The organism is Janibacter sp. YB324 (assembly GCF_014217915.1).
Classification (GTDB): Bacteria; Actinomycetota; Actinomycetes; order Actinomycetales; family Dermatophilaceae; genus Janibacter; species Janibacter indicus.
Genome location: NZ_CP060120.1, coordinates 1,482,465 through 1,506,622, shown reverse-complemented (window position 1 = coordinate 1,506,622; position 24,158 = coordinate 1,482,465). Strand labels below are relative to the sequence as shown.

Genomic DNA, 24,158 nt, shown 5'->3' with positions numbered 1-24,158 from the left:
GGTCAGCCCGGGCGTGCTCAGCCCGCCTCGGTCGTGCCCTCGTAGAGCCCGATGTGGTTGCCGTCGGGGTCGGCGAGCACGGCGAACCAGCTCGTCTCCGAGATCGGTGCCTTGTCCATGACGACCGACCCCCCGCTCTCCGTCGCCTTGGCGAGGACCTCGTCGATCGAGTCGACCTCGACGTAGGAGCGAGGATGCTCGAAGCCCTCGCCCCTGGGGGCCAGCCCTCCCCCGCTGATCTGGTTGGGGGCCTGCCACATGGGATAGCCCTCGAAGCCGGGGATCTCGGCGATCTGCCAGCCGAAGAGCCCGCTGTAGAAGGCCGCGCCCGCCGTGAGGTCGCTGACCGGGATGTCGATGTGCGTGATGTCTCCGTGTGCCATCTGCAGAGCATGGCACTGCGGTGTGACAGCCACCACACCCGCGAGGTGAACGGTCCGGTCAGCCGCGGCGCCCTCACCTCCGCGACACCCTCGACCCCGTGGCTACCCACGAGTTGCATGCGGCCATGCAGCCCCCTTCGGGCGTCACCGTCGACGCCCCGGACCCCTTCGCGGACCCGACGACACCGGTCCCGCCCGGATGGATCGCCCGCCTCGGCCTCGTCGTCCTCGCCGCGGCCGGGTCGGTCCCCGTCATGATCCTCGGCTGGTGCCTCGTCCAGGCCGGGCTCAACGGCACCCTCGCCGCGCTCACCGCCGCCGTGCCCGATCTCGTCCCCGTCGAGCAGCGCGGGCTCGTGAGCGGCGTCGTCGGCATGACCCAGACCCTCGGCATCGTCGTCGGCACCGGGGTCGCGACCCTCGTCTCCGGCACCACCGGCGCCAACCTCGTCCTGGCCGTGCTCGCGGTCGCCGCGGTCACCCCCTTCGTGCTGCGCTCCCTCGACCGGCCACTCCCCCGCGGCCACCTCCCGAGGACGCCCGTGCGGCAGTTCCTCGCCGGCTTCTGGATCTCGCCGCGACGCCATCCCGACTTCGCGTGGGCCTGGGCCACGCGCTTCCTCGCGACGGTCGCCAACTCGATCTGCACGATGTACTTGCTCTTCTTCCTCACCGATGCCGTCGGCGTCGCCGACCCCGAGCTCGGCGTCCTCGTGCTCACCCTGCTCTACGCCGCGTGCCTCATCGTCTCCGCGGTCGTCGCCGGCATCTGGTCCGACCGGATCGGCCTGCGCAAGCCCTTCGTCACCGCCTCGGGCGTCGTCATGTCGAGCGCGGCGGTCCTTCTCCGGACCCGGGGCTGACCACGGCGACGACGACGGCCCGTGTCCCCCCTGCGGGACACGGGCCGTCGTGACCTCGGCGGTCAGGCCAGGGTGAGCACGAGGTGCTCCGTCTCGGGCTTGCGCGTGCTGCGCAGTCCCGCGACGACCTCCTCGCCGGTGGTGTCGATGACGAAGTCGACCTTGGCCGGCAGCAGCACCGGCTTCTTGAACCACACGTGGCTCGTGCACGGACCGCTGGTGCGCGGCCCGATGGCGCCGAGGACCCGTGCGTAGGTCCACATGCCGTGGGCGATCGCCTTGGGGAAGCCCATGGCCTTCGCCGTCACGGCGCTCATGTGGATCGGGTTGATGTCACCCGACACGAGCCCGTAGGTGCGACCGAGGTCGCCGGGCAGCGACCACTTCGCGGCGGCCTGGCCCGTGGGGATCGAAGGGGGCTGCGCACCCCGGTCCGCCTCGGCGTCACCCTTGCCTCGGGCCAGGTAGGTCGAGCGACCCTCCCAGACACGCTCGCCGGCGACGTCGACCTCGGTGACGAGGTCGACGACCTTGCCCTTGGGGTGAGCCCGCAGGTTGTCGGCGGAGACGGTGATGTCCAGGGCCTCGTCGAAGCGGACCTCACGGTGCACCGTGATGACGTTCTCGACGTGGACCAGGCCCATGAGCGGCAGGGGGAAGCCCTTGCCCGACATCAGCTGCATCTGCAGCGGGAAGCCGACGACGTGCGGGTAGGTGTGCGGCAGCACGTCGCTGTTGTTGAAGCCGCAGATGCGCTGGTACTCGAGCAAATCGGACCGGTCGATCTCGTGGCCCTCCAGGCGCAGCCGGGTGTCGGGCAGCGACGAACCGCCGCCCTTGCCCGGCAGCGCCGCCTTGGCGTAGATCGGCCCGAGCGCCGGGATGCTCTTGACGGTCGTGACGGCCATCAGGCGCCCAGCAGCATCTGACCGCACACGCGCACGGTGTTGCCCGTGACGGCGCGGTTGCTGTCCCACGCGAACCAGCCGATCGTCTCGGCGACGTCGACCGGCAGACCACCCTGCGACAGGGAGTTGGTCAGGCGGCCGATCTCGCGCGTCGCGAGCGGGATCTTGGCCGTCATCTCGGTCTCGATGAAGCCGGGGGCGACGGCGTTGACCGTCACACCCTTGGCGAGGACCTGCCGGTCCTTGGCCAGGCTCGAGGTCATGCCGATGACGCCGGCCTTGCTCGCCGCGTAGTTGGCCTGACCGCGGTTGCCGGCGATGCCGGCGATCGAGGCGACGTTGACGATGTGGCCGCCCTCGTTGATGGCGGGCACGAGCGCCTCGTTCATCTTGAGGATCGACAGCAGGTTGACGTTGAGCACCGAGCCCCAGCGGTCGGCGTCGGTGTTGACGAGCAGCTTGTCGCGGGTGATGCCCGCGTTGTGCACGACGATGTCGAAGCCACCGTGCAACCGGCTCGCGTGCTCGACGATCTTGGCCCCCGCGTCCTCGGCGGTGACGTCGACCTGCAGGGCAGAGCCACCGATGCGGTTGGCCACCTCGGCCAGCGGGCCGCCGGCTGCGGGGATGTCGACGCACACGACGGTCGCGCCGTCACGGCTGAGGACCTCGGCGATCGCGGCACCGATGCCGCGCGCAGCGCCGGTGACGACCGCGACCTTGCCCTCGAGCGGGGCGTCCCAGCTCTCGGGCACAACGATGTCGCCGACGGCCTCGCCGACGTGCACGACCTGCGCCGAGACGTAGGCCGAGCGGCCGGAGAGGAAGAAGCGGACGGTCGCCTCGGCGTTGGCATCGGCACCCTCGGCGACGTAGACCATGTTGGCCGTGCCGCCGGCACGCATCTCCTTGCCGACCGAGCGCACGATGCCCTCGAGCGCGCGGCGGGCCGCGGCCTCGGCGACGTCGTCGGTGTCCGCGACCGGACGGCCGATGACGATGACCCGGCCGGTGGGGGCCAGGGTCTTCAGCGCCGGGGCGAGGATGCCGCGCAGGGTCTCCAGGTCCGCGGGGGTGCGGGCCTGGGTCATGTCCACGACAACACCGGCGACCGAGGTCGACGGAGAGGTCGCGATCTGCACGCCGTCGGCCTGCAGGGCCTCGGTGAGCAGAGCGGCGACCGGGGCGTCACCGTGCCCGGCGAGCAGGACCGCGCCGCCGATGAGCGGGGCGCCGGCCTTGTGGCGACGCAGCTTGGTCGGACGGGGCAGGCCGAGGGTGTTGGCGATCTGCTTTGCCCAGACCGGAGCTGACGAACTTGCCGTACTCGAATCCCATGTGGGTGTTCTCCTTGAGTCGGTGCGGGGAAGGCTCAGGCGCCCTCGAGGATGGCCACGACGCCCTGTCCACCGGCGGCGCAGATGGAGATCAGGCCACGGCTGCCCGGGCCCTTGGCGTGCAGCATCTTGGCCAGCGCGGCGACGATGCGGCCACCGGTGGCGGCGAAGGGGTGACCAGCGGCGAGCGAGGAGCCGTTGACGTTGAGCTTGTCGCGGTCGATGGACCCGAGCGGGGCGTCCAGGCCGAGCTTCTCGCGGCAGAAGTCCTCGTCCTCCCACGCGGCGAGCGTGGAGAGCACCGTCGCGGCGAAGGGCCTCGTGGATCTCGTAGTAGTCGAAGTCCTGCAGCGTCAGGCCGTTGCGCTCGAGCATGCGCGGGATGGCATAGGCGGGGGCCATGAGCAGGCCCTCGGCACCGTGGACGTAGTCGACCGCGGCGGCCTGGCCGTCGACGAACCACGCGAGCGGGGTGAGGCCCTGCTCCGCGGCCCACTCCTCGGAGCCGAGCAGCACCACGGACGCGCCGTCGGTGAGCGGCGTCGAGTTGCCGGCGGTCATCGTCGCGTCGTCGCCCTTGCCGAAGACCGGCTTGAGCTTGGCGAGCTTTTCCATCGAGGAGTCGGCCCGCATGTTCTGGTCCTTGGACAGACCCATGAAGCTCGTGACGAGGTCGTCCTGGAAGCCCTCGTCGTAGGAGCGGGCGAGGTTGTGGTGGCTCTTCATGGCGAGCTCGTCCTGCGCCTCGCGGGTGATGCCCCACTTCTTGGCCGTGATGGCCATGTGGTCACCCATCGACAGGCCGGTGCGCGGCTCGACGTTGGCCGGGGTGGCGATGCCGAGGTCCGTCGGGCGGATCTTGGTGAGCGCCAGGGCCTGCGCCTTGGCGCCCTTGGCCCGGTTGACCTTGAGCAGCTTCTTGCGCAGCGACTCGGTGACGGTGATCGGGGCGTCGGAGGCGGTGTCGACGCCACCGGCGATGCCGGACTCGATCTGGCCCAGCTTGATCTTGTTGGACACGAGGATCGCGGTCTCGAGGCCGGTGCCGCAGGCCTGCTGCAGGTCGTAGGCGGAGGTTGTCGGCGCGAGGGCCGAGCCGAGGACGGCCTCGCGGACGAGGTTGAAGTCGCGGGAGTGCTTGATGACCGCACCACCGGCAACCTCGTCGATGTGCTTGCCACCGAGGTTGTAGCGGGCGACGAGCCCGTCCAGGGCGGCGGTGAACATGTCCTGGTTGGACGCCTCGGCGTACGCGGCGAACTGGCGGGCGAAGGGGATGCGGTTGCCACCGAGGACGGCGGCGCGACGCGGCAGGTTGTTAGCCACCACAGGTCTCCTGGGTCGTGTTGGTGTCAGTCGGGGACGGCGTCGTGCGCCGCCTCTCCCACCACTGACTTTATGCGATACGGACGGTAGCAGGTACCCCTCGTCCCTGATACCGTCCCGCCTTGTGAGTGACACCACCGACGGCCGCAGCGCCCGCTGGGAGGTGCATCGTCAGGAGCGTCGCAAGGCGCTCGTCGAGTCGGCGATCCGCACCATCCGCAGCCGGGGCGCCACCGTCGGCATGGACGAGCTCGCCTCCGACGCCGGCACCTCCAAGACGGTCTTCTACCGGCACTTCACCGACCGACGCGGCCTCTACCAGGCCGTCGCCGCCCGGGTCGACGAGCTCATCCTGCGTGACATCGGCAAGGTCCTCGGTCGCCGGACGGGCGGGTTCGGCTCCGGGCTCGACGCGCTCGACGTCGACCCGCGCTCGGTGATCCACGCCGCGATCGACGCCTACCTCCAGCTCGTCGAGCGCGACCCCGAGGTCTACCGCTTCATCGTCTCCGCGCCGATCGTCGGCACCTCGACCGGCGGCAACGCCGCCGAGGTCGCCGCCAGCGCCACGGGTCGGATGGCGGGTCAGATCAGCGACCTCGTGGCCGCCGCCCTCGTCGAGCGCGGCAACGACCCGGCCCCCGCGATGCTGTGGGGCCAGTCGATGGTCGGCCTGGTGCGAGCCGGCGCCGACGCGTGGCTCGCAGGCACCGCGGGCGAGGTCTCCCGCGAGGAGGTCACCGCCCAGCTGACCGACCTGGCCTGGTCGGGTCTGAAGATCGCCTGGAAGCAGCCTACCGACGCGTAGGGTCGCGCCCATGGACCCCATCGACGCGGCTCCCGTCACGGCACTGCGCGAGATCCTGCGGCTGCCGACCGTGGCCTCCGCGGACCCGGAGACGACCGACCCCGCTCCCTTCGTCGAGCTGCACTCCCGCCTGCGCGAGCACTTCCCCCTGACCCATGAGGTGGGCGAGGTCATCGACGTCCCGCCGCACGCGCTGCTCATCCGGGTGCCCGCCGACCCGACCTCGCCGACGGCCACCGCCGACCCCGTCGTCCTCATGGCCCACATGGACGTGGTCCCGCTCGGCGACGAGAGCCTGTGGACGCACCCGCCGCTGGCGGCCGAGGTCGTCGACGGCGTCATCTGGGGCAGAGGGACCCTCGACGACAAGGGCCAGCTCGTCGCCGTCATCGCTGCCGTCGAGTCCGTCCTGGCCGACGGGCAGCGCCCCGCCCGCGATGTGTGGCTCTCCTTCGGCAGCGACGAGGAGGTCATGGGCAGCAGCGCCCGTCGTGCCGTGGAGACGCTGCGCGAGCGGGGCATACGCCCCTGGTTCGTCCTCGACGAGGGCGGAGCCGTCGCCTCCGAGGCCTTCCCCGGGGTCACGCGGCCCCTCGGGGTCGTGGGCGTTTCGGAGAAGGGGGTGCTTTCCCTTCGGCTCACGGCCAGCGGCCGCGGCGGTCACGCTTCGCGACCGGCGAAGGGGGGTCCCGCCGCCCGCGTCGCCACGGCGATCACCCGGCTGGAGCGCCATCCCTTCCCCGCCCACGTCTCCCCCGCGACGCTCGAGATGCTCCGGCGTCTCGCGCCCCACCTGCCGCGCCCCCTGCGACCGGTCGTCGAGCGGGCCGACCGCTTCCCCGGCGCCCTCGCCCGGCTGCTCGTCGCCGCCGGCCCCGAGGCCGCCGCACTGGCCCGCACGACCGTGGCGGTCACGACGCTCACCGGGTCCCCGGCGATCAACGTCAGCCCGACCTCCGTCGTCGCCGGGCTCAACCTGCGCATCGCCGTCGGCGAGACCACGGCGGACGCCACCGACCGGATCCGGCGGGTCGTCGGGTCCGACATCGACGTCGAGGTGGCCGACGCGCACGAGCCGAGCCCGCTCTCGCCGGTCGACGACCCCGCCTTCGCCCTCCTCGAGCGGACGATCACCGAGGTCTTCGCCGAGGCGGTGCCGGTGCCCTACGTCATGTACGCCGCGACGGACGCGCGCCACTTCACGACGATCTGCGAGCGGGTCTACCGCTTCGCGCCCTTCCGGATGAGTGCCGCCCAGCGCGAGGCGATCCACTCCTACGACGAGCGCCTGGCGGTCGAGGACTTCCTCGACGGGATCCGGTGGTACCGCGCGCTGCTCGACGGCCTGGCGGGCGAGCGGTGAGCCCGACGATCTGGCGGATCGTCGGCTTCCTCGCCGCCGTCGAGATCGCCTCCGGCATCCTGCAGGGCTACTACACGCCGATCTACAGCGACATCGCCGACCACCTCCGCATCGCCGACGGCGACGTCAACTGGTTCGAGGCCGCCCAGCTCATCGTCGCGGCACTGGCCGTGCCCGTGCTCTCCCGGCTGGGCGACCTGCACGGTCACCGTCGGGTGCTCGTCGTCGCGACGATGATCACCGCCGTCGGCGGGTGGGTCGTGGCCCTGGCCCCCGGCTTCTGGACCTTCCTCGTGGGCTGGGCGATCCAGGGTGCCTACACCGTCTGGCTCCCCATGGAGATCGCGATCCTCCACGAGCGCTCTTGCGAGCACCCCGACCGCCCGGCGCTCGTCAGGCGCGGCGCCGCCCTCCTCGTCATGGCACTCGAGGTCGGCGTCATCGCCGGCGCGCTGGGGGCCGGTGCGCTCCAGCCGGTCCTCGGCATGACCGCACTGCTCGCCGTGCCCGCCGCCGCGACGACGATCGCCCTGGTGGCCATCCTCCTCGGAGTGCGCGACGAGTCGGCTCCGGCCACCGGCCGCCTCGACCTCGTCGGCACCGCGCTGCTGAGCACTGGGCTGCTGCTCGTCCTGGGTGGGCTCGTCGTGCTGCGCCTGCAGGGCCTGGGCAGTCCCCCGGCCTGGCTGCTCGTGGCCCTCGGCTGCGCCGTGATGTGGCTCTTCGTCCGCGTCGAGATGTCGAGCAGCTCGCCGCTCCTCGACGTGCGTGCCCTCGCCGCCCCGACGATGTGGCCGGTGCAGCTGGCCGCGGCCCTCTTCGGCATGAGCGTCCTGGGCGCGCAGATCCCCCTGTCGACCTTCGCCCGGACCGACCCCGCGGAGGTGGGCTACGGACTGGGCGTCGACGCCGCCGCGATCGCCAACCTCATCGGCCTCTACGTCGTCGCGATGGCCGTCGGGGCGCTGCTGTCCCCCTTCGCCGCCCGTCGTCTCGGGGTGCGGGGCATGCTCGTCGGGGCCGCCGTGCTCGTCGCCGTCGGCTACGCGACCTTCATCCCGCTGCACGACGCGCTGGCGCACGCGATGCTCGCCATGGGCATCGCCGGCCTGGGATCGGGGGCCCTCGTCGCCTCGCTCCCGGCCGCCGCGGCCGCGGCCTCGACGCACGGGGGCACGGCCGAGGCGGCGGGCCTGACCAATGCGACCAAGACCGTCGGCGGGTGCCTGGCCTCGGCGCTCTTCGCCGTGGCCCTGGCGTCCACCGGCAGCATCTCCGACCCGACGGAGGGGCACGCACCGCTCTCGGGCTACCTCACGGTGTGGGGCATCTGCGCCGGCTCCGCCCTGCTCGCCGCGATCGCCCTCTCCCGCCTGCCCGCGACGGACCGCGAGCTCGAGCCCGTCGAGGTCTGAGCCACCCCGAGGCCGCATTGCCCTACGGCAATGCGCACACCCACGACCACCGCGCGCCCTCCCCCCCCTTCGCCCGCGTCGCCGATCCGGCGGGTCAAAGACGTCTCGCGTGCCTGAAGACGCCGGACGTCTTTGACTCCGAAGGCCCGGCCGCCACCCGTCGAGGTCTGAGCCACCCCGAGGCTGCATTGCCCTACGGCAATGCAGGTCGAGCGGCTACGCAGAGACGTCTGACGGGGCTCGCGGTGGCGGCCGCGTGACGCGGTCGCCACCGTCCCCCACGCCCGCGGCGACCGGGGATCTGCGAGCATGCGCAGCATGAGCGCCGAGCAGACCAAGGACCCCGTCGCCGAACAGATCCGCGCCGTCCTCGACGGTCGGTGGGAGGCGATCCGTCAGCAGCTGCGAGCGGACCCGCGCTTCCCCGTGGCCGAGCCCGACCTGCGGCTCGACCTCGAGCAGCACCGGGCGCGCACCCTGGAGCTCGTCACCGCCCTCACCGACAGCGAGCTCGTCCGGGCGACCCTGCCGGTCGAGCTCGGTGGCACGGGTGACGTCGGGGCCTCGGTCACCGGGCTGGAGATGATCGGCCACGGGGACCTGTCGGTCTTCGTCAAGGCGGGCGTGCAGTTCGGCCTCTTCGGTGGGGCCATCGCCAACCTCGGCACCGAGCGCCACCACCGCGAGTACCTGCCCGGCATGGCCGACCTGTCGCTGCCCGGGTGCTTCGCGATGACCGAGACCGGCCACGGCTCCGATGTGCAGTCGATCCTCACCATGGCCACCTACGACCCCGAGACCGACGAGCTGGTCGTGCACTCCCCTTCGCCCGCTGCCCGCAAGGACTACATCGGCGGCGCGGCCCGCGACGCCCGGCTCGCCGCGGTCTTCGCCCAGCTCGTCGTCGGCGAGGAGCAGCACGGCGTGCACTGCGTCCTCGTCCCCCTGCGCGACGAATCGGGCCAGCCGATGCCCGGCGTGACGATCGGCGACTGCGGGACCAAGCTCGGCCTCAAGGGCGTCGACAACGGCCGGCTGATGTTCGACCAGGTGCGCGTCCCCCGCGCCAACCTGCTCAACAAGTACGGCGACATCGACGACCAGGGCCGCTACTCCTCGCCCATCGAGAGCGTCAACCGGCGCTTCTTCACCATGCTCGGCACGCTCGTGCGCGGCCGGGTGACGGTCGCCGCCGGCGCCGGTGCGGCCACCCGCAGCGCCCTCACCCTCGCGGTGCGCTACGGCCTCCAGCGCACGCAGTTCACCTACCCCGACGGCGAGCACGAGGTCGTCGTCATGGACTACCGGGCCCACCAGCGCAAGCTTTTGCCCCGGCTCGCGAGGTCCTACGCGCTGGCCCTCGCGCAGAACGCCCTGACCGGCAAGCTCGCCGACATCAGCACCGGCGCGATCACCGACGAGTCCTCGCAGCGCGAGCTCGAAGCGCGCGCCGCCGGGCTCAAGGCGATCACGACCGAGCACGCCAACGACACGATCCAGGCCTGCCGGGAGGCGTGCGGCGGTGCCGGCTACATGGCGCTCAACCGCTTCGCCGACCTCAAGGCCGACACCGACGTCTTCGCGACCTTCGAGGGCGACAACACGGTGCTGCTGCAGCTGCTCGCCAAGGGCATGCTGACCGACTACAGGAGCGACTTCCAGGAGCTCGACACCCGCGGCGCGATCCTCTTCGGTGCCCGCCAGGTGACGACCTCGGTCATCGAGCACACGATCGGCGGGTCGATCATCCAGCGACTGATCTCCGGCGCCCCGGGCAAGGACGGCGACAACGCCCTCGAGGACCGCGGCGGTCAGCTCGCCGTCTTCGAGGACCGCGAGTCGCACCTGACCGAGACGCTCGCGATGCGCCTGCGCCGCGCCGGCGAGGAGGGCGCCGACTCCTTCCGGGTCTTCAACGAGGCCCAGGACCACCTGCTCGAGTCGGCCCGGGCGCACATCGACCGGATCGCGCTCGAGGCCTTCGTCACTGCGATCGAGGAGGCCCCCGACGGGCCCGGTCGCGATCTGCTCAACCTCGTGTGCGACCTCTTCGTCTTCAGCACGGTCGAGGCCAACCGCGCGTGGTTCATCGAGCACGGTCGGCTGAGTGCCAGCCAGTCGAAGGGGGTCGTCGCGCGCGTCAACGAGCTGTGCGGGGAGCTGCGGCCCCACGCGGCGACGCTCGTCGGTGGCTTCGGCATCCCCGACCACTGGCTGACCACGGAGATGATGGCGGACCTGGCGAGCTTCTAGGCCGGACCGGCCACCGCTGGGCAGGAGGTCACCGGGTGCGGGCGACTCTCCCTTCGTCCCAGACGGGACCGTCGGTCTCCCGGACCCGCCCGTCGGCCCCGTAGACGAGGAAGCGGTCGAAGCCGCGGGCGAACCACCGGTCGTGGGTCACGGCGAGGACGGTGCCCTCGAAGGCGTCCAGCCCCTCCTCGAGGGCCTCGGCGGACTCGACGTCGAGGTTGTCGGTCGGCTCGTCGAGCAGGAGGAGCGTCGCTCCGGAGAGCTCGAGCAGCAGGATCTGGAAGCGCGCCTGCTGCCCGCCCGAGAGCGACTCGAAGGTCTGCTCCCCCGCGTGGGCGAGCTCGTAGCGGTCGAGGACCCGGCTCGCGGCCTCGCGGCCCAGACCCGAGCGGTGGTCGTCGCCGCGGTGCAGGATCTGCAGCAGGGTGCGGCCGATGAGCTCGGGGTGCTCGTGGGTCTGGACGAACCAGCCCGGGCGCACCCGCGCTCCCAGCCGGGCACGGCCGGTGTGTGCGACGGGCGCGATGACGGCCTCGCCGACGGGCAGGTTGTCCACCTCGGGGTCGCTGCCACCGGCGGCGAGCAGCCGCAGGAAGTGCGACTTGCCCGAGCCGTTGGAGCCGAGCACCGCGACCCGCTCGCCGTACCAGACCTCGAGGTCGAAGGGCTGCATGAGGCCGGTGAGCTCGAGCCGCTCGCAGACGACCGCGCGCTTGCCGGTGCGCCCTCCGTGCAGCCGCATGGTCACCTTCTGCTCGCGCGGTTGCTCGGTCGGCGGGCCGTCGGCCTCGAAGCGCTCCAGCCGGGTCCGCGCCGACTGGTAGCGCGTGGCCATGTCGGAGTTGTACTTGGCCTTCTGCTTGTACATGAGCACCAGGGCCTTGAGCTTGGCGTGCTCCTCGTCCCACCGCTTGCGCAGCTCCTCGAAGCGCGCGAAGCGCTCCTGCCGCGCCTCGTGGTATGTCCCGAACCCGCCGGGGTGGGTCCACACGCGGTTGCCCGCGCTGCCGAGCTCGACGGTGACGACACGGGTGGCGGTGTTGGCGAGCAGCTCGCGGTCGTGGCTGATGAAGAGGATCGTCTTGTCGGAGGCGCGGATCTGCTCCTCCATCCAGATCTTGCCCGGCACGTCGAGGTAGTTGTCGGGCTCGTCGAGCAGCAGCACCTCGTCGGGTCCGCGCAGCAGGTACTCGAGGACGAGCCGCTTCTGCTCGCCGCCGGAGAGCGTGCTCAGCTCGCGGTACTTGCACCGCTCGAAGGGGACACCCAGCGCGGCCGTCGTGCACACGTCCCAGACGACCTCCTGGTCGTAGCCACCGGCGTCCGCGTAGTCGCTGAGGGCCGTGGCGTAGCGCATCTGGGTGCGCTCGTCCTCGGTCTCCATGAGGGCCAGCTCGAGCCGGTCGACCTCGGCCGCCGCATCCCGAACCGCCTGCGGGGAGACCGACATCAGCAGGTCGGCGACGGTGGGTCGATCCCCCAGCCCGGCGCCGACGTGCTGGCGCATGATCCCGAGCCCACCGGTGCGGGCGACGGATCCCGCGTGCGGGGTCAGCTCGCCGGTGACGATGCGCAGCAGCGTCGTCTTGCCGGCGCCGTTGGCCCCGACGAGCGCGACCTTGGCGCCCTCACCGACGCGGAAGGAGACCTCGTCGAGCAGCACGCGCCCGTCGGAGAGCTCGTACCTGACACCGGCGACGTCGACATGTCCCACGAAGGGGGATCCTCCCCGATCCGCCCGGTGTCACCAAGCGGATATCCGCACCTCACGCTCCCTGAGGAGGCCGCCCGCGGCCGTCGCCCCGGTCCCTGAGGAGGCCGCCCGCGGCCGTCGCCCCGGTCCCTGAGGAGGCCGCCCGCGGCCGTCGCCCCGGTCCCTGAGGAGGCCGCCCGCGGCCGTCTCGAAGGGTCAGCGCACCTCGAGGATGCGGTGCTCCTTGATCGACATGACGAGCGCGATGATCCAGCCGATGACGGTCCAGCCGAGGAGCAGGTTGACCCAGAAGACCGACCACGCGTTGCGGTTCCCGCGCACGGCTGCGATGGCCCACGGGAGCATGTAGCCGGCGGTGACGATGGCGACGATGATCGCCACCGGGGCGCTGACGACTCGGGTCTTCTGGTCGGTGACGATGCGTGCCATGACCCCAGCCTAGGGTCAGAGCCTGATCGTGCCCTCCACGAGCGAGGTGACCGCACCACCGACCCGCACCTCGCCGCCCTCGTCGGCGGTCAGGGCCAGCACGCCGGCGCGCCCGATGCAGCCGCCCTGGGTGACGGTCCAGCGGCGCGGGACCTCCCCTTCGCCCGCGAGCCACTGGGCGATGCCGGCGTTGAGGCTGCCGGTCACCGGGTCCTCACCGACGCCGAGACCGGGGACGAAGGCCCGCGTCTCGTAGAGGTGCTCGCCGCCCTCCTCGTGCCAGCCGATGACGCCGACCTTGGCATCGGGTGCCTGGGACCAGTCCGGCCGTAGGTCGCGCACGTGCTCGGCCGAAGGGAGGCGCACCGCGGCCCAACCCGGGCCGTTGTCGACCCACTGGTGGGCGACGACGTCGGCGCGGTCGACGCCCAGCGCGCCGACGAGACGGTCGAGGTCGGTGTCGTCGAGCGGACCGGTGCGCACGAGGGGCGGTGCCGTGAAGGCCAGCTCGCTCCCGGAGCGGTGGACGTCGACGAGACCCGCGCCGCACTCCTGGACGACGCGGTCGCTCTGTCGTGGGGTGCCGCCGTGGGCCAGCCAGGCGTGCGCGGTCCCGAGCGTCGGGTGACCGGCGAAGGGGAGCTCGCCGCCGGGGGTCATGATGCGCACCCGGTAGTCGGCCTCGGGCGTCGTCGGCGGCAGGACGAAGGTCGTCTCGGACAGGTTGGTCCAGCGCGCGACGTCCTGCATCGCTGCGTCGTCGACGCCCTCGGCGTCGAGGATGACGGCGAGCGGGTTGCCGGCGTACGGCCGGGTCCCGAAGACGTCGACCTGGGTGAAGGCACGGGAGCGGAGCATCGCAGTCCTCTCGTCGGGGTGCCCCCATCCTCCCCGGCCGGGCGGTGCTCGACATCATGGGGGCATGAGCGCCGACTCCGTGTACCTCGACCACAACGCGACGACGCCGGTCGCCCGCGAGGTCGCCGAGGCCGTGTGGCCGCACCTCACCGGGGACTTCGGCAACCCGTCGAGCGCCTCGGTGCAGGGTCGGCGTGCTCGGGCGGCGGTCGACCACGCCCGCGAGCAGGTCGCGGCACTCGTCGGTGCCGAGCCGGACGAGATCGTCTTCACCTCGGGTGGGACAGAGGCCAACAACATCGCGATCCGGGGCGCCGCTCGGCACCTCGCGACCCGCGTGGCCGTCACCTCGTGCGTCGAGCACCCTGCGACGGCTGCGCCCCTGGCGCACCTGCTGGAGCACCACGGCTGGCGGGTGCACGAGCTGCCGGTCGACGGCGCGTGCCGGGTCGTGCTGGACGAGATGCCCTCCGGCGCAGTCGGTCTCGGCACGCTGATCCTCGCGCACAACGAGACCGGCGCGCTCCAGCCCGTGCCCGACTTCGCCGAGCGGGTCCACCGGCTGGGTGGTCTGGTCCACGCCGACGCGGCCCAGGCTGTCAGCAAGATCCCGGTCGACGTCGACGATCTCGGGGTCGACCTGCTCTCGATCGCGGGACACAAGCTCTATGGACCGAAGGGGGTCGGTGCCCTCTACGTGCGGCCCGGCACCCGCGTCGCGCCGGTCGTCCTCGGTGCCGGGCAGGAGGGTGGCCTGCGGCCGGGGACGGAGAACGTCGCGCTGATCGTGGGCCTCGGCGTGGCCGCCGAACTGGCCGCGAAGATGCTCGCGACCGAGGTCGAACGCCAGTCCGCCCTACGAGAGGCGTTGTGGGACAAGCTCGCCCGTGCCGTGCCGGGACTGGTGCGGGTGTCGCCCGAGCAGGCCTGTCTGCCCAACACCCTGATGGTTGCCCTGCCGGGCCGCGTCGGTGCGCACGTCCTCGAGGCGGTCGGCGACGTGTCAGCCTCGACCGGCAGCGCCTGCCACGCGGGCGTGCACTCCCCCAACGCCGCCCTGCTCGCCATGGGACTCGACGCCGACACCGCGCTCGGTGCGCTCCGCCTCTCCCTCGGCCGGTCGACGAGCATTGCGGACGTCGAGTCCGCAGCCACCGCACTGGCCCGGGGACTCGGCGGATGAGCGCGCCCGCATGGCTTGGCCCGGTGGTGCGGTCCTACCGCATGACGCCGGCCCCCTTCGACATCGCGGTCGCGGTCGTCGTCAGCTTCGCCCCTTGTGCGGCTCTCCTCTCCGAGGGCGGCCGGGAACGGTGGGCCTGGGCCTGAACGCCCACGGCATCGCCATCCACCGGATCGGGGAGCCACCAGATCCACTACCCACTACCGCTCGATCCACCACCTCCTGCTCCGGGTGACGGCTTCGTCCTCTTCGCCTCACGCCACGCGGAGGAGATCGCGCAGGAGCTGCGGGTGGCCCTCGTCGCCCACGGGGTGCCCCAGCACCTGGCCTGGTGGTCGGCGTCCACAGGACCGCTCGAGCCGGGCGGTTTCGTCAGCGCGGCGCGCGACGAGATGCCCGGCTACCGGGCCGACTGGCGTCCCTGAGCGACCGTCAGCCGCCACAGTGACGTGACCTCGGCGCGCCGGGCGGCGTGCAGGGAGTCCTTGGCGTCGCTCGCCCGCTGGTGTCGGGGCACCGTCTCGAGCCGGTCGACGACCTCGAGCCCCGCATCGTCGATGAGCCCCAGCAGCTCTTCGCGGGCCCGCAGGCCGAGGTGCTCGGCGAGGTCGGAGATGACCAACCAGCCTTCGCCGCCCGGCTCGAGGTGCTCGGCCAGGCCGGAGAGGAAGCGCCGCAGCATGTCCGAGCCTGGGTCGTAGATGCCCGCCTCGAGGTCCGAGGTCGGCTCCCCGGGCAGCCACGGCGGGTTGCACACGACGAGGTCGGCCCGACCGTCCGGGTAGAGGTCCGCCTCGACGGCCTCGACCCGGTCGCCGACGCCCAGCCGCTGGGCGTTGTCACGGGCACAGGCCACGGCCCGCGGGTTGATGTCGGTGGCGACGACCCGCTCGACGCCCCGCTGGGCCAGGACGACGGCGAGCACTCCCGTGCCGGTGCCGAGGTCGAAGGCGGTGCGCGGGACCGGCTGCGCCAGAGGCGCATTGGCCACGAGGTCGATGTACTCGCCGCGGACCGGGGAGAAGACGCCGTAGGCCGGGTGGATGCTCGCCCCGAGCGCCGGGACGTGCACCCCCTTCGTCTGCCACTGGTGGGCACCGATGACGCCGAGGAGCTCGCTCAGGGCAACCACCATGGGGCCGGTACCGGGGCCGTAGGCGGCCCAGCAGGCTTCGCGCACGTCGGGGGCCCGCCGCAGGTCGAGGGACCGATCGGGCCCCAGCTCGACGACGAGGTGCGCCAAGAGGGTGGCCCGCTGGGTGCGCTCGGCCCGGTGCCCGGCGAAGGTCACCTCGCCCCGCTGCCGTCGCGACGCGCGGCGCTCGATGCGGCGGTCCATGGCCTTCAGCAGCTGACGGGCGTTGTGGTAGTCACCGCGCCAGAGGATCGCGGTACCGCGGGAGGCGAGCCGCATCGCCGCGTCGGCGGTCATCGTGTCGTCGGCGACGACGACTCGCTCCGGGACGGGCGCCCCGCTCTCGGAGTGCCACTCGGCCTCGTGGTCACGGTCGCGGTCGACCCAGCGGATGGTCTCCATGGTGCGGCGAGTCTACGGTCGGGACCTCACATCCGGCGGGGCCGGCGCGACTACCGTGCGATGACGATGAAGATTCCCTTCGAGCAGGCCGTCGAGCAGCACGGTGAGACCGTGCTGCGGGTCTGCCGCGCCGTCCTCGGGCCCGGCCCGGACGCCGACGACGCGTGGTCCGAGACGTTCGTGGCCGCGCTCACCGCCTGGCCCGACCTGCCCGAGGCGACCAATGTCGAGGCCTGGCTGGTGCGCGTCTCGCAGCGCAAGGCGATCGACGTCACGAGGGCGCGTGCCCGGCACGCCGTGCCCACCGACCAGCTCCCCGAGCGGGTGTCGCGGCGGGGCAACCCCGGTGACGATGCGCACCGCGTGTGGTCGTCCGTGGCGGCCCTGCCGGAGCGGCAGCGCCTGGCGGTCGCCTACCACTACCTCGGCGGCCTGCCGCACGCCGAGACGGCCGAGATCATCGGCGGCACGCCGGAGGCCGTGCGCCGGGCCGCCTCCGACGGCATCAGGAGCCTGAGACGACAGCACTCCGGCGAGGACGCGACAGGAGCACCACGATGAACCCCACGACCTTCCCCATCGAGCCCGGCGCCATGGCCGACCTGCGCGCGCGCCTGGCCGAGCGTGCCGACGAGCTGACCCTGCTCGACATCGCCTACCGCACGATCGACTCCCCCGTCGGCCCGCTGCTGCTGGCCGCCACCGAGACGGGCCTCGTCCGCGTCGCCTTCGAGCGCGAGGGCTTCGACACGGTGCTCGAGTCGCTCGCGACCCGGGTCAGCCCCCGGGTGCTGCAGGCGCCGCGACGGCTGGACACGGCCGCCGCCGAGCTCGACGAGTACTTCGCTGGCACGCGACGGGCCTTCGACCTGCCTCTGGACCTCGCGCTCTCCTCGGGCTTTCGCCAGGTGGTGCAGCGCTACCTGCCGCACATCGGCTACGGGCACACGCAGACCTACACGGAGGTCGCCGAGACCGTGGGCAACCCCCGGGCGGTCCGCGCGGTCGGCACGGCGTGCGCGACCAACCCGCTCCCGGTCGTCGTGCCCTGCCACCGCGTGCTACGCACCGACGGCAGCATGGGCGGCTACCTCGGCGGTCTCGACGCCAAGCGGACCCTGCTGGAGCTGGAGCGCGCGGCGTGAGCGACGCCCGTGAAGCCGGAGCGGTAGACATGGTCGTGCCACCCGATGCCCACCGAAGGATGCACGCGTGAAGGCACCCGCTCCCACCGACGACTCGAGCCCCGCCGACGACCCCGGCATCGTCGTCGGCGACGACGGTCTGGCCCGCCCGGTCTGGGCGAGCGTCGACCCGATGATGCGCGAGTACTACGACACCGAGTGGGGCATGCCCGTCCGCGACGAGCAGGGCATGTACGAGCGCATCAGCCTCGAGGCCTTCCAGGCCGGCCTGTCGTGGGCGACGATCCTGCGCAAGCGTCCGGCCTTCCGGTCGGCCTTCGACGGCTTCGACCCGGACGTCGTCGCCCGCTACGGGGACGACGACGTCGAGCGGCTCATGGCCGACGCGGGCATCGTGCGCAACCGCGCCAAGATTCACGCCACCATCACCAACGCCCAGGCCACCATCCGGCTGCGGGACAAGGGCGGGCTCGCTCCCTTCGTCTGGTCCTTCCAGCCCTCGGAGACACCGACCCCGCGGACCTTCGACGAGGTCCCGACGAAGTCCGCCGAGTCGCTCGCGCTGTCCAAGGCGCTGCGCAAGGAGGGCTTCGCCTTCGTGGGGCCGACGACGATGTATGCGCTGATGGAGGCGGTCGGGATCGTCGACACCCACCTGCTCGGGTCCCACCGGCGCGGCACCTCGGCCGTCTGGCCCGGCTGAGGCACGCATGACGAAGGCCCGAGACCTGCGGGCAGAATCTCGGGCCTTGGGACTGCTGCACGGATAGGTGACATCTGATCTGTGGTGCCGAGGGGCGCTGCTGGAAGGATGTTCACCGTGCCTAAGCCCTACCCCAAAGAGTTTCGTGATGACGTGGTCCGGGTCGCGAGGAATCGGCAGCCGGGTCAGCAGTTGAAGCAGATCGCTGCTGACTTCGGGATCAGCGAGTCCTGCCTGACCAACTGGCTCAAGCCGGCCGATGTCGAAGACGGTAACGCGCCGGCCGTCACGAGCGAGCAGGCCGCCGAGCTGCGTGCTTAAGCGTCGTAACCGGTTGCTGGAGCATGAGAATGAGGTGCTGCGGCGGGCGGCGGCGTACTTGTCGCAGGCGATCCTGCCGGGAAAATGATGTTCCCGCTCGTCCGTGAGCTGGCCGACCAGGGCGCCCCCTCACCGGGACGATGAGGTTGGTCGAGAGCTGCGGCGCTGTGTACACGGGAGCTACCGACGCCACACGGCGCACCTACAACCAAGTGTGGTGGAGCAGGATCTACATCAGGATCGAGGAGTACGCCAACGAGCCAAGCGCCCGCGGCGCCTACACGCCGTTTTTCGAGGCTCTGGAGACGGGAGTGCGATGGGTCCACGAGCAAAGGTCACAAACCACGAAAACAGGACATGCGCCCCATCGAGAGCCTGCGACTCTCGGCGACGCGCATGTCCTGGGTTCGAACAATGAACCTTTGGTGGACGTAAAGGGACTCGAACCCCTGACCTTTCGCGTGTGAAGCGAACGCTCTAACCAACTGAGCTATACGTCCGTGGTGCTCCCCGAGCCAGCGTCCCGGCCGGGCAACCTGAGCAGAGTACCCGGCGGGCTCCCTTCGGTGCCAATCGGTCCCGCGGCGTGTCGCTCCCTTCGAGACGGCCGCGGGCGGCCTCCGGGTCCTGAGGAAAGAGTCCGCGAAGCGGGCGATTGTCTCGAAGGGCAGGGATCGACTCAGGCCAGGTGCAGGCCCGGGACCTGCAGCAGCAGGTCGAGGACCTGCTCGGGCAGCCATCCGGGGACCCCGGTGACGAGCAGCGCGAGGTAGAAGCAGAACCAGCCGAAGGCCGCCGAGAGCAGCAGCATCGGGATCTTCGCCTTCCACGGCAGGGCGCGCGTGTACTGCTCGAAGGCCTTGACCTCGGCCTTGACGAACTGCGTCACGCGACGGGCCCAGATGAACTCCGTGCTCCACAGGAAGAGGCCGACGAAGATCACCGCCCACCCCGGCCCCACGAGCGGGACCATCGGGATGCCGGCGATGATGAGCAGCAGGCCGAGCGTCGCGATGACGACCCGGTAGACCGGCCCGATGACCGGATGGGTGCGCAGCGCCCGTCGCCAGCGGATCGGGTCCTCGTGCGCGTCGATCCGGCCGTCCTCGCCGAAGCGGTCCAGCAGCTCCTGACGCACGATCGCGTGCTGCTCGCGGCGCACGTCACGGTAGGCCCGTCGGGCCCCCGATGCGTCCTTGCCCTGACCAGCCGTCTCGCTGGTCGTGTTCACGTCCCCCGCCATGGTCTCCACTCCGGTCAGGGGTTGATCTCGGTCGCGGACGCCGCGGCCCAGGCCTGCTGGACGCGGGTGGTCACGGGGCCGGGCGCCGGCAGCTCACGATCGTCGACCCGGTGGACCGGGTGCACGTCGCGGGTGGTGCCGGTGAGAAAGGCCTCGTCGCAGGTCTCGAGGACGGACATCGGCAGGGCCTCCTCGACGACCTCGATGCCGGCGGCGCGGGCCCACTCGATGGTCAGCTCACGGGTGATGCCGGCCAGGGGGGCGCTGCTCAGTGCGGGAGTGCGCACCACGCCGTCGACGACGACGAAGATGTTGCTGCCGGTCGCCTCGCACAGCTCGTCGCGGTTGTTGCCGAAGATCGCCTCCGACGCCCCGCGGGCCTTGGCGTGCGCGAGTGCGATGACGTTGTCGGCGTAGGAGGTCGTCTTGAGCCCCGCCGTCGCGGCGCGCTCGTTGCGCGTCCACGGCACGGTGGCCACCGCCACGCTGGGGGCGAAGGGGGGAACCTCCGCCGCGGTGACGATGTAGGTCATGCCGCTGTCGCCCCGGTCGGAACCGAGCGGCCCCAGACCCGCGGTGATCGTGTAGCGAAGCCGGCCGAAACCGATCGTGGGGCCGGCCCCGAGGACCGCGGCGACACCCTCCTCGATGACCCCGCGGTCGGCGGGCGGCAGGCCCAGCCCGGCGAGGGTGCGGCCGAGACGGGCGTAGTGCCGGTCGGCCGCGAAGACCTGCCCGTCGACGATCTTGCACGTCTCGAAGGCGCCGTCGCCCACGGTGACCCCGTGGTCGAGGGCGGCAAGCGCCGGCTGGTCCGCCGCGACGAGCGCCCCGTCGACCCAGACGCGTACCTCGTTGCTCATGTCACCACTCTTCCAGATGCCAGCCCGACGAGGACACGGGCCTTGAGCTCGCACTCACGCCATTCCCCCTCCGGGTCGGATGCCCATGTGATGCCCGCCCCGGTGCCGAAGCGCAGCCGACGCACCCCGTCGGGGTCCGTCGCAGTCCAGAACGTGCGGATCCCCACGGCGAGTTCCCCGCGCGGACCGTCAGGATGATCGGCGTCGACCCAGCCCACCGCACCGCAGTAGGGACCGCGCGGCACCGGCTCGATGTCGGCGATGGCGGTGAGGGCGCTCGACTTCGGGGCCCCACTCACCGACCCGGGCGGGAAGCTCGCGTCGAGCACCTCCGCCCACGTCGTGCCGGACCGCAGGTCGCCGGCGACATCGCTCACGAAGTGCACCAGCCCGGGGTGCTCCTCCGGCCCGCAGAGCCGCTCGACGACGACGCTGCCGGGAGCACACACGTGCTGCAGGTCATTGCGGACGAGGTCGACGATCATGACGTTCTCCGCGACGTCCTTGGTGAGCATCTGCTCGACCGTCGGCGCGGTCCCCTTGATCGGGCTCGACACGATCCGGTCCCCCGTGCGGGTCAGGTAGCGCTCGGGCGAGGCCGTGACGACGTCGACGCCGGCGGAGGGCACGTGCACGACCCCGGCGAAGGGGGCGGGGTTGCCGGCCGCGAGCCGCGCGGCGAGATCGGGCAGCCGGGCGTCGTCGGGCAGCGGCGCCGAGAGCACCGTCGTGAGGTTGACCTGGTAGACCGTGCCGGCCGCGATGCGGCGGCGGACCTCCTCGACCCCTGCGACGTAGGTGGCTCGGTCGAGCGACGGGCTCCAGTCCGTGACCGCCGGCCAGCGGGCCTCGTCACCGGGGGCGCTCACCCCTTCGTCCCGACGCGCGAAGCGCACGGCGGTCAGCTCGCCCTCGAAGGTCACGACGACGGCCCACCGGCCACGCTCGAGGTCGGCCGGGTCGTGGCTGACCTCGACCGGGTCCCACCACGTCGCCGACCCGAAGCGCGCGAACTCCACGCGACGAGGATAGGCGGCGGGTCAGTCGGCTTCGCGCTCCGCGTCGAGGGAGACGACGAGCCGCGTGCCGGCGGTACGCCGGTAGGAGATCTCGAGCAGCTCGGCGACCTCGTCCCAGTCGGTGCCGTCGTCGAGGTCGAGACCGACCCAGCCGCTCGGCCCGAGGTAGGCCGGCCGGTAGCAGCGGGGGTCCTGCAGGAGCGCGCGGGCCTCCTCCTCGTCCGGCTGGACGACGAGCGAGGTGCCGTGCTGCTCGTACTGCCCGTCGACCTTGATCGAACCGCCGTAGTAGGCGAAGACCTTGGTCGTGAAGAAGGCGGGGTGCCCGTGGCTGACCTTTTCGTCGCTGCCGGGCAGGGCGAGGGCCAGCCCGCGGACGCGCGCCAGCAGCGGATCGTCGTCGTCGAACATCAGGGGATGCGCCATGCGCTCCACAGTAGGCCCGGCCCTCCTACCCCGTGGCGGTCCGCACAAGCGGCAATCCAGCGGCAACCTTGCCGCCATCACTGGAGTCCACCGCGGCCACAGACTTACCGTTGGGTACGCACAAGTACATCGCTCCGGGGGGAGATCGTCGAAGGGGGCCGTTCCCGACGCCGGGAGCGGCCCCCTTCGACATGCCGGGGGGTGTGGTCTGCGCCCCACCGGAGCCGCCGCTGGTGCACCCTTGGACCATGAGTCGGGCAGCACGGGGAGGCGCGTGGCTACGTCGGGTCCGCCGCGAGGAGGGCCTGACCCAGGGCGCCCTCAGCGACCGCTCAGGGGTGAGCGTGCGGACCATCCGTGGCCTCGAGCGCGGTGAGATCCTCACCCCGCAGATCGCCACGCTGCAGCAGATCGCGGTCGCGCTCGGCCTCACGCCCCAGGAGCAGACCGAGTTCATGCACGCCTGGGCGACCGAGCGGCTCATCACCTTCGAGGAGCTCCTCGACCCCGGGCTCAGCGAGCTCGAGCAGATCGACGCCCTGACCCGCCTCTCGCTGGGCACCTACCGCGTCATCAGCCAGGTGTGGCGCACGAGCGTCGCGGCCAACCGCCGCATCACCCGCACCAGGTGCCAGACCTCCATCGCCGCCGTCGAGGACGGCCTCGAGCGGGTCTTCAGCGTCCAGGGCGGCGACGAGACGACGTGCGCGGCCGACATGCGCTTCGTCCCGCTGCTCGGGTGCACCCTGCTGGGCCGGCAGGACTTCCCCGACAGCAATGTCGTCGTCTTCGAGGTGGGTCTCCCCCGCCGTCTGGCGAAGGGGGAGATGCACGCCTACGCCTACCAGATCATCGACGAGGTGGCACCGGACGCCGACCTGGGTGACAGCGACGGCTTCGTCTGGGGTCCGCCCCACACGGCCCGGTCGGTCGTCGTGTCGGTGGAGTTCGAGGTTCCACCGGCCGCGATCACGAGGGTCGAGTGCCCACCCGGGGGTCAGCTGGTCCTCGGCGGGGCCGTGACCCTCGACGACGACCGTCGGGCGTCGATCGTCCTCGAGGACGCCGGCCCGGGCGCCTTCGGCTTCACCTGGCAGTGGTGAGCCGGCGAGTAGGTCGGGCCGGCGGGCGCCGGACCCACGGCCCGGTCACCGTCGGCGGCGCGGCTCCGTGGGTGGCCACTCGCCGTCGTCGCTGCCGTCGTCGGCGGAGAAGAGCAGGTTCTGCAGCTCGACCTGCACCTCCTCGACCCGGGGCACGTCGTGCAGCTCCATGCCGGCCTTGTCCGTCGCGTCGGAGATGACGAGCGTGCCGCAGCCGAGCATGCGGTCGAGCAGACCCTTTTCGATGGCGACGTCGTTGATCCGATAGAGCGGGATGTCGCGCCCCCTCTTGGTCAGCAGGCCGTAGCGGTTGCTCACCCGACGGTTGGTGAAGACATAACGCGTGGAGTTCCACCGCCAGACAGGGACGAGGACCCCGGGCACGGCCAGCGCCAGGGCGAGCACGGCGACGGCGAGCACGATCCACGTGCCCTGGTCGCTGTCGCGGCTGAGCACCGCGGCCGCCGCCACGAAGGCGACGAGGAGGACGAGGATCAGCAGTGGCCCGACGAGGGCCTTCCAGTGGGTGCGCAGGTCGAGCCGGATCTCCTCGCCGTCGGCGAGGTGCTTGTCCTTGAGGGCCATGGGCGCATCCTGCCACCGCCGAGGCGGACGGGGCCGGTTGCGGCTGACGAGGACAGCTCAGCAAGAGCAACTGCCCCTTCGCAAGAGTTTGAAACCCATGCGAAGGGGCAGTTTCTCGGGTCACCCGGAAATCGTGGGGCGCCGAGCACGACGAAGGCCCCGGACCGCTCTCGCAGTTCGGGGCCTTCGGGGGTGCTGGTGGGCGATACTGGGTTTGAACCAGTGACCTCTTCCGTGTCAAGGAAGCGCGCTACCGCTGCGCCAATCGCCCGGGTCATGCAGCTGACTGCATGGTCGAGGTGGAGACGGGATTTGAACCCGTGTAGACGGCTTTGCAGGCCGTTGCCTCGCCTCTCGGCCACTCCACCACCGA

At 71.8% G+C, this 24,158-nt stretch carries 24 protein-coding genes, 3 tRNA genes and 2 pseudogenes; 13 read left to right on the top strand and 16 right to left on the bottom strand.

Features of this window, described 5'->3' with window-relative positions; all coding sequences use genetic code 11:
- Positions 1-17: 17 nt before the first annotated feature.
- Positions 18-383, bottom strand: a complete 366-nt coding sequence (locus H7A72_RS07235; RefSeq protein ID WP_072624505.1) for a VOC family protein — start codon at positions 381-383, stop codon at positions 18-20.
- Between the two features lie 98 nt (positions 384-481).
- Between H7A72_RS07235 and H7A72_RS07230 the strand changes: the two genes are divergently transcribed.
- A complete protein-coding gene (locus tag H7A72_RS07230) occupies positions 482-1,246 on the top strand; it encodes an MFS transporter (RefSeq protein WP_185222115.1) in 765 nt (254 codons plus the stop codon).
- Between the two features lie 62 nt (positions 1,247-1,308).
- On the opposite strand, the gene H7A72_RS07225 is transcribed toward H7A72_RS07230, so the two are convergent.
- The 3 genes and pseudogenes from H7A72_RS07225 to H7A72_RS07215 form a co-directional block, all read right to left on the bottom strand.
- A complete protein-coding gene (locus tag H7A72_RS07225; protein WP_084452733.1) occupies positions 1,309-2,154 on the bottom strand; it encodes a MaoC/PaaZ C-terminal domain-containing protein in 846 nt (281 codons plus the stop codon).
- Positions 2,154-3,395: pseudogene (locus H7A72_RS07220) on the bottom strand (3-oxoacyl-ACP reductase); the annotation flags it as partial. The pseudogene H7A72_RS07220 and the gene H7A72_RS07225, both read right to left, overlap by 1 nt.
- Before the next feature lie 131 nt (positions 3,396-3,526).
- A pseudogene (locus H7A72_RS07215) lies at positions 3,527-4,817 on the bottom strand (acetyl-CoA C-acetyltransferase).
- 124 nt (positions 4,818-4,941) lie between these two features.
- On the opposite strand from H7A72_RS07215, the gene H7A72_RS07210 reads away from it, so the two are divergent.
- The 4 genes from H7A72_RS07210 to H7A72_RS07195 all read left to right on the top strand — a co-directional run bounded on the left by H7A72_RS07210 (position 4,942) and on the right by H7A72_RS07195 (position 10,656).
- Positions 4,942-5,625 (top strand): TetR/AcrR family transcriptional regulator, encoded by a 684-nt coding sequence (locus H7A72_RS07210; RefSeq protein WP_185222114.1) that lies wholly within the window; start codon positions 4,942-4,944, stop codon positions 5,623-5,625.
- Positions 5,626-5,635: 10 nt separating this feature from the next.
- Positions 5,636-6,988, top strand: a complete 1,353-nt coding sequence (locus tag H7A72_RS07205; protein WP_185222113.1) for a M20/M25/M40 family metallo-hydrolase — start codon at positions 5,636-5,638, stop codon at positions 6,986-6,988.
- Positions 6,985-8,403 (top strand): MFS transporter, encoded by a 1,419-nt coding sequence (locus H7A72_RS07200; RefSeq protein WP_185222112.1) that lies wholly within the window; start codon positions 6,985-6,987, stop codon positions 8,401-8,403. Before H7A72_RS07205 ends, H7A72_RS07200 begins: the two co-directional genes overlap by 4 nt.
- 318 nt (positions 8,404-8,721) lie before the next feature.
- Positions 8,722-10,656: an acyl-CoA dehydrogenase gene (locus H7A72_RS07195; RefSeq protein ID WP_223277824.1), complete on the top strand. Its 1,935-nt coding sequence runs from the start codon at positions 8,722-8,724 to the stop codon at positions 10,654-10,656.
- A 28-nt stretch (positions 10,657-10,684) separates the two neighbouring features.
- Here the strand turns inward: H7A72_RS07195 and H7A72_RS07190 are convergent, their stop codons facing one another.
- From H7A72_RS07190 to H7A72_RS07180, 3 genes are all read right to left on the bottom strand, one after another.
- Positions 10,685-12,370, bottom strand: coding sequence for an ABC-F family ATP-binding cassette domain-containing protein (locus tag H7A72_RS07190; protein WP_185222110.1), 1,686 nt, complete (start codon positions 12,368-12,370; stop codon positions 10,685-10,687).
- Between the two features lie 195 nt (positions 12,371-12,565).
- On the bottom strand, positions 12,566-12,799 hold the full coding sequence (locus H7A72_RS07185) for a superinfection immunity protein (RefSeq protein WP_068316049.1): 234 nt from the start codon (positions 12,797-12,799) through the stop codon (positions 12,566-12,568).
- Positions 12,800-12,814: 15 nt separating this feature from the next.
- Positions 12,815-13,657, bottom strand: coding sequence for a PhzF family phenazine biosynthesis protein (locus tag H7A72_RS07180; RefSeq protein ID WP_185222109.1), 843 nt, complete (start codon positions 13,655-13,657; stop codon positions 12,815-12,817).
- Between the two features lie 64 nt (positions 13,658-13,721).
- Here H7A72_RS07180 and H7A72_RS07175 point away from each other — a divergent pair, with 64 nt between their 5' ends.
- The 3 genes from H7A72_RS07175 (at position 13,722) to H7A72_RS16885 (ending at position 15,265) form a co-directional block, all read left to right on the top strand.
- Complete coding sequence (locus H7A72_RS07175; protein WP_185222108.1) at positions 13,722-14,840, top strand: cysteine desulfurase family protein; 1,119 nt, start codon at positions 13,722-13,724, stop codon at positions 14,838-14,840.
- On the top strand, positions 14,837-14,986 hold the full coding sequence (locus tag H7A72_RS07170) for a hypothetical protein (protein WP_185222107.1): 150 nt from the start codon (positions 14,837-14,839) through the stop codon (positions 14,984-14,986). Before H7A72_RS07175 ends, H7A72_RS07170 begins: the two co-directional genes overlap by 4 nt.
- A gap of 144 nt (positions 14,987-15,130) precedes the next feature.
- Positions 15,131-15,265, top strand: a complete 135-nt coding sequence (locus H7A72_RS16885; RefSeq protein WP_255494287.1) for a hypothetical protein — start codon at positions 15,131-15,133, stop codon at positions 15,263-15,265.
- Here H7A72_RS16885 and H7A72_RS07165 read toward each other — a convergent pair.
- Complete coding sequence (locus H7A72_RS07165; RefSeq protein WP_185222106.1) at positions 15,241-16,377, bottom strand: class I SAM-dependent methyltransferase; 1,137 nt, start codon at positions 16,375-16,377, stop codon at positions 15,241-15,243. The two genes, H7A72_RS16885 and H7A72_RS07165, sit on opposite strands and share 25 nt — an antisense overlap.
- Before the next feature lie 66 nt (positions 16,378-16,443).
- Here H7A72_RS07165 and H7A72_RS07160 point away from each other — a divergent pair, with 66 nt between their 5' ends.
- The 4 genes from H7A72_RS07160 (at position 16,444) to H7A72_RS07145 (ending at position 18,546) form a co-directional block, all read left to right on the top strand.
- A complete protein-coding gene (locus H7A72_RS07160) occupies positions 16,444-16,938 on the top strand; it encodes an RNA polymerase sigma factor (protein WP_185222105.1) in 495 nt (164 codons plus the stop codon).
- Positions 16,935-17,522, top strand: a complete 588-nt coding sequence (locus tag H7A72_RS07155; protein ID WP_185222104.1) for a methylated-DNA--[protein]-cysteine S-methyltransferase — start codon at positions 16,935-16,937, stop codon at positions 17,520-17,522. Before H7A72_RS07160 ends, H7A72_RS07155 begins: the two co-directional genes overlap by 4 nt.
- Before the next feature lie 67 nt (positions 17,523-17,589).
- The gene (locus H7A72_RS07150; RefSeq protein ID WP_223277823.1) at positions 17,590-18,225 is read left to right on the top strand and encodes a DNA-3-methyladenine glycosylase I; all 636 of its coding nucleotides are present in this window, start codon (positions 17,590-17,592) and stop codon (positions 18,223-18,225) included.
- A gap of 117 nt (positions 18,226-18,342) precedes the next feature.
- Positions 18,343-18,546 carry a transposase gene (locus tag H7A72_RS07145; protein WP_185222103.1) on the top strand — a complete coding sequence of 68 codons (204 nt, stop codon included), beginning with the start codon at positions 18,343-18,345 and terminating at the stop codon, positions 18,544-18,546.
- Positions 18,547-18,969: 423 nt separating this feature from the next.
- On the opposite strand, the gene H7A72_RS07140 is transcribed toward H7A72_RS07145, so the two are convergent.
- From H7A72_RS07140 to H7A72_RS07120, 5 genes are all read right to left on the bottom strand, one after another.
- Positions 18,970-19,046: transfer RNA gene (locus H7A72_RS07140), tRNA-Val, on the bottom strand.
- Between the two features lie 179 nt (positions 19,047-19,225).
- Complete coding sequence (locus H7A72_RS07135) at positions 19,226-19,777, bottom strand: PGPGW domain-containing protein (RefSeq protein ID WP_185222102.1); 552 nt, start codon at positions 19,775-19,777, stop codon at positions 19,226-19,228.
- Between the two features lie 26 nt (positions 19,778-19,803).
- On the bottom strand, positions 19,804-20,652 hold the full coding sequence (locus H7A72_RS07130; RefSeq protein WP_185222101.1) for an aminotransferase class IV: 849 nt from the start codon (positions 20,650-20,652) through the stop codon (positions 19,804-19,806).
- The gene (locus tag H7A72_RS07125) at positions 20,649-21,671 is read right to left on the bottom strand and encodes a chorismate-binding protein (protein WP_185222100.1); all 1,023 of its coding nucleotides are present in this window, start codon (positions 21,669-21,671) and stop codon (positions 20,649-20,651) included. The genes H7A72_RS07130 and H7A72_RS07125 overlap by 4 nt, the downstream gene beginning before the upstream one ends.
- A gap of 21 nt (positions 21,672-21,692) precedes the next feature.
- Positions 21,693-22,097 (bottom strand): MmcQ/YjbR family DNA-binding protein, encoded by a 405-nt coding sequence (locus H7A72_RS07120; protein ID WP_185222099.1) that lies wholly within the window; start codon positions 22,095-22,097, stop codon positions 21,693-21,695.
- A 248-nt stretch (positions 22,098-22,345) separates the two neighbouring features.
- On the opposite strand from H7A72_RS07120, the gene H7A72_RS07115 reads away from it, so the two are divergent.
- A complete protein-coding gene (locus H7A72_RS07115; protein ID WP_185222098.1) occupies positions 22,346-23,200 on the top strand; it encodes a helix-turn-helix domain-containing protein in 855 nt (284 codons plus the stop codon).
- 45 nt (positions 23,201-23,245) lie between these two features.
- Here H7A72_RS07115 and H7A72_RS07110 read toward each other — a convergent pair whose 3' ends face one another.
- The 3 genes from H7A72_RS07110 to H7A72_RS07100 form a co-directional block, all read right to left on the bottom strand.
- Positions 23,246-23,785: a PH domain-containing protein gene (locus tag H7A72_RS07110; RefSeq protein ID WP_185222097.1), complete on the bottom strand. Its 540-nt coding sequence runs from the start codon at positions 23,783-23,785 to the stop codon at positions 23,246-23,248.
- Positions 23,786-23,981: 196 nt separating this feature from the next.
- Positions 23,982-24,056, bottom strand: a tRNA-Val gene (locus H7A72_RS07105).
- A gap of 26 nt (positions 24,057-24,082) precedes the next feature.
- Positions 24,083-24,153: transfer RNA gene (locus tag H7A72_RS07100), tRNA-Cys, on the bottom strand.
- Positions 24,154-24,158 lie beyond the last annotated feature (5 nt).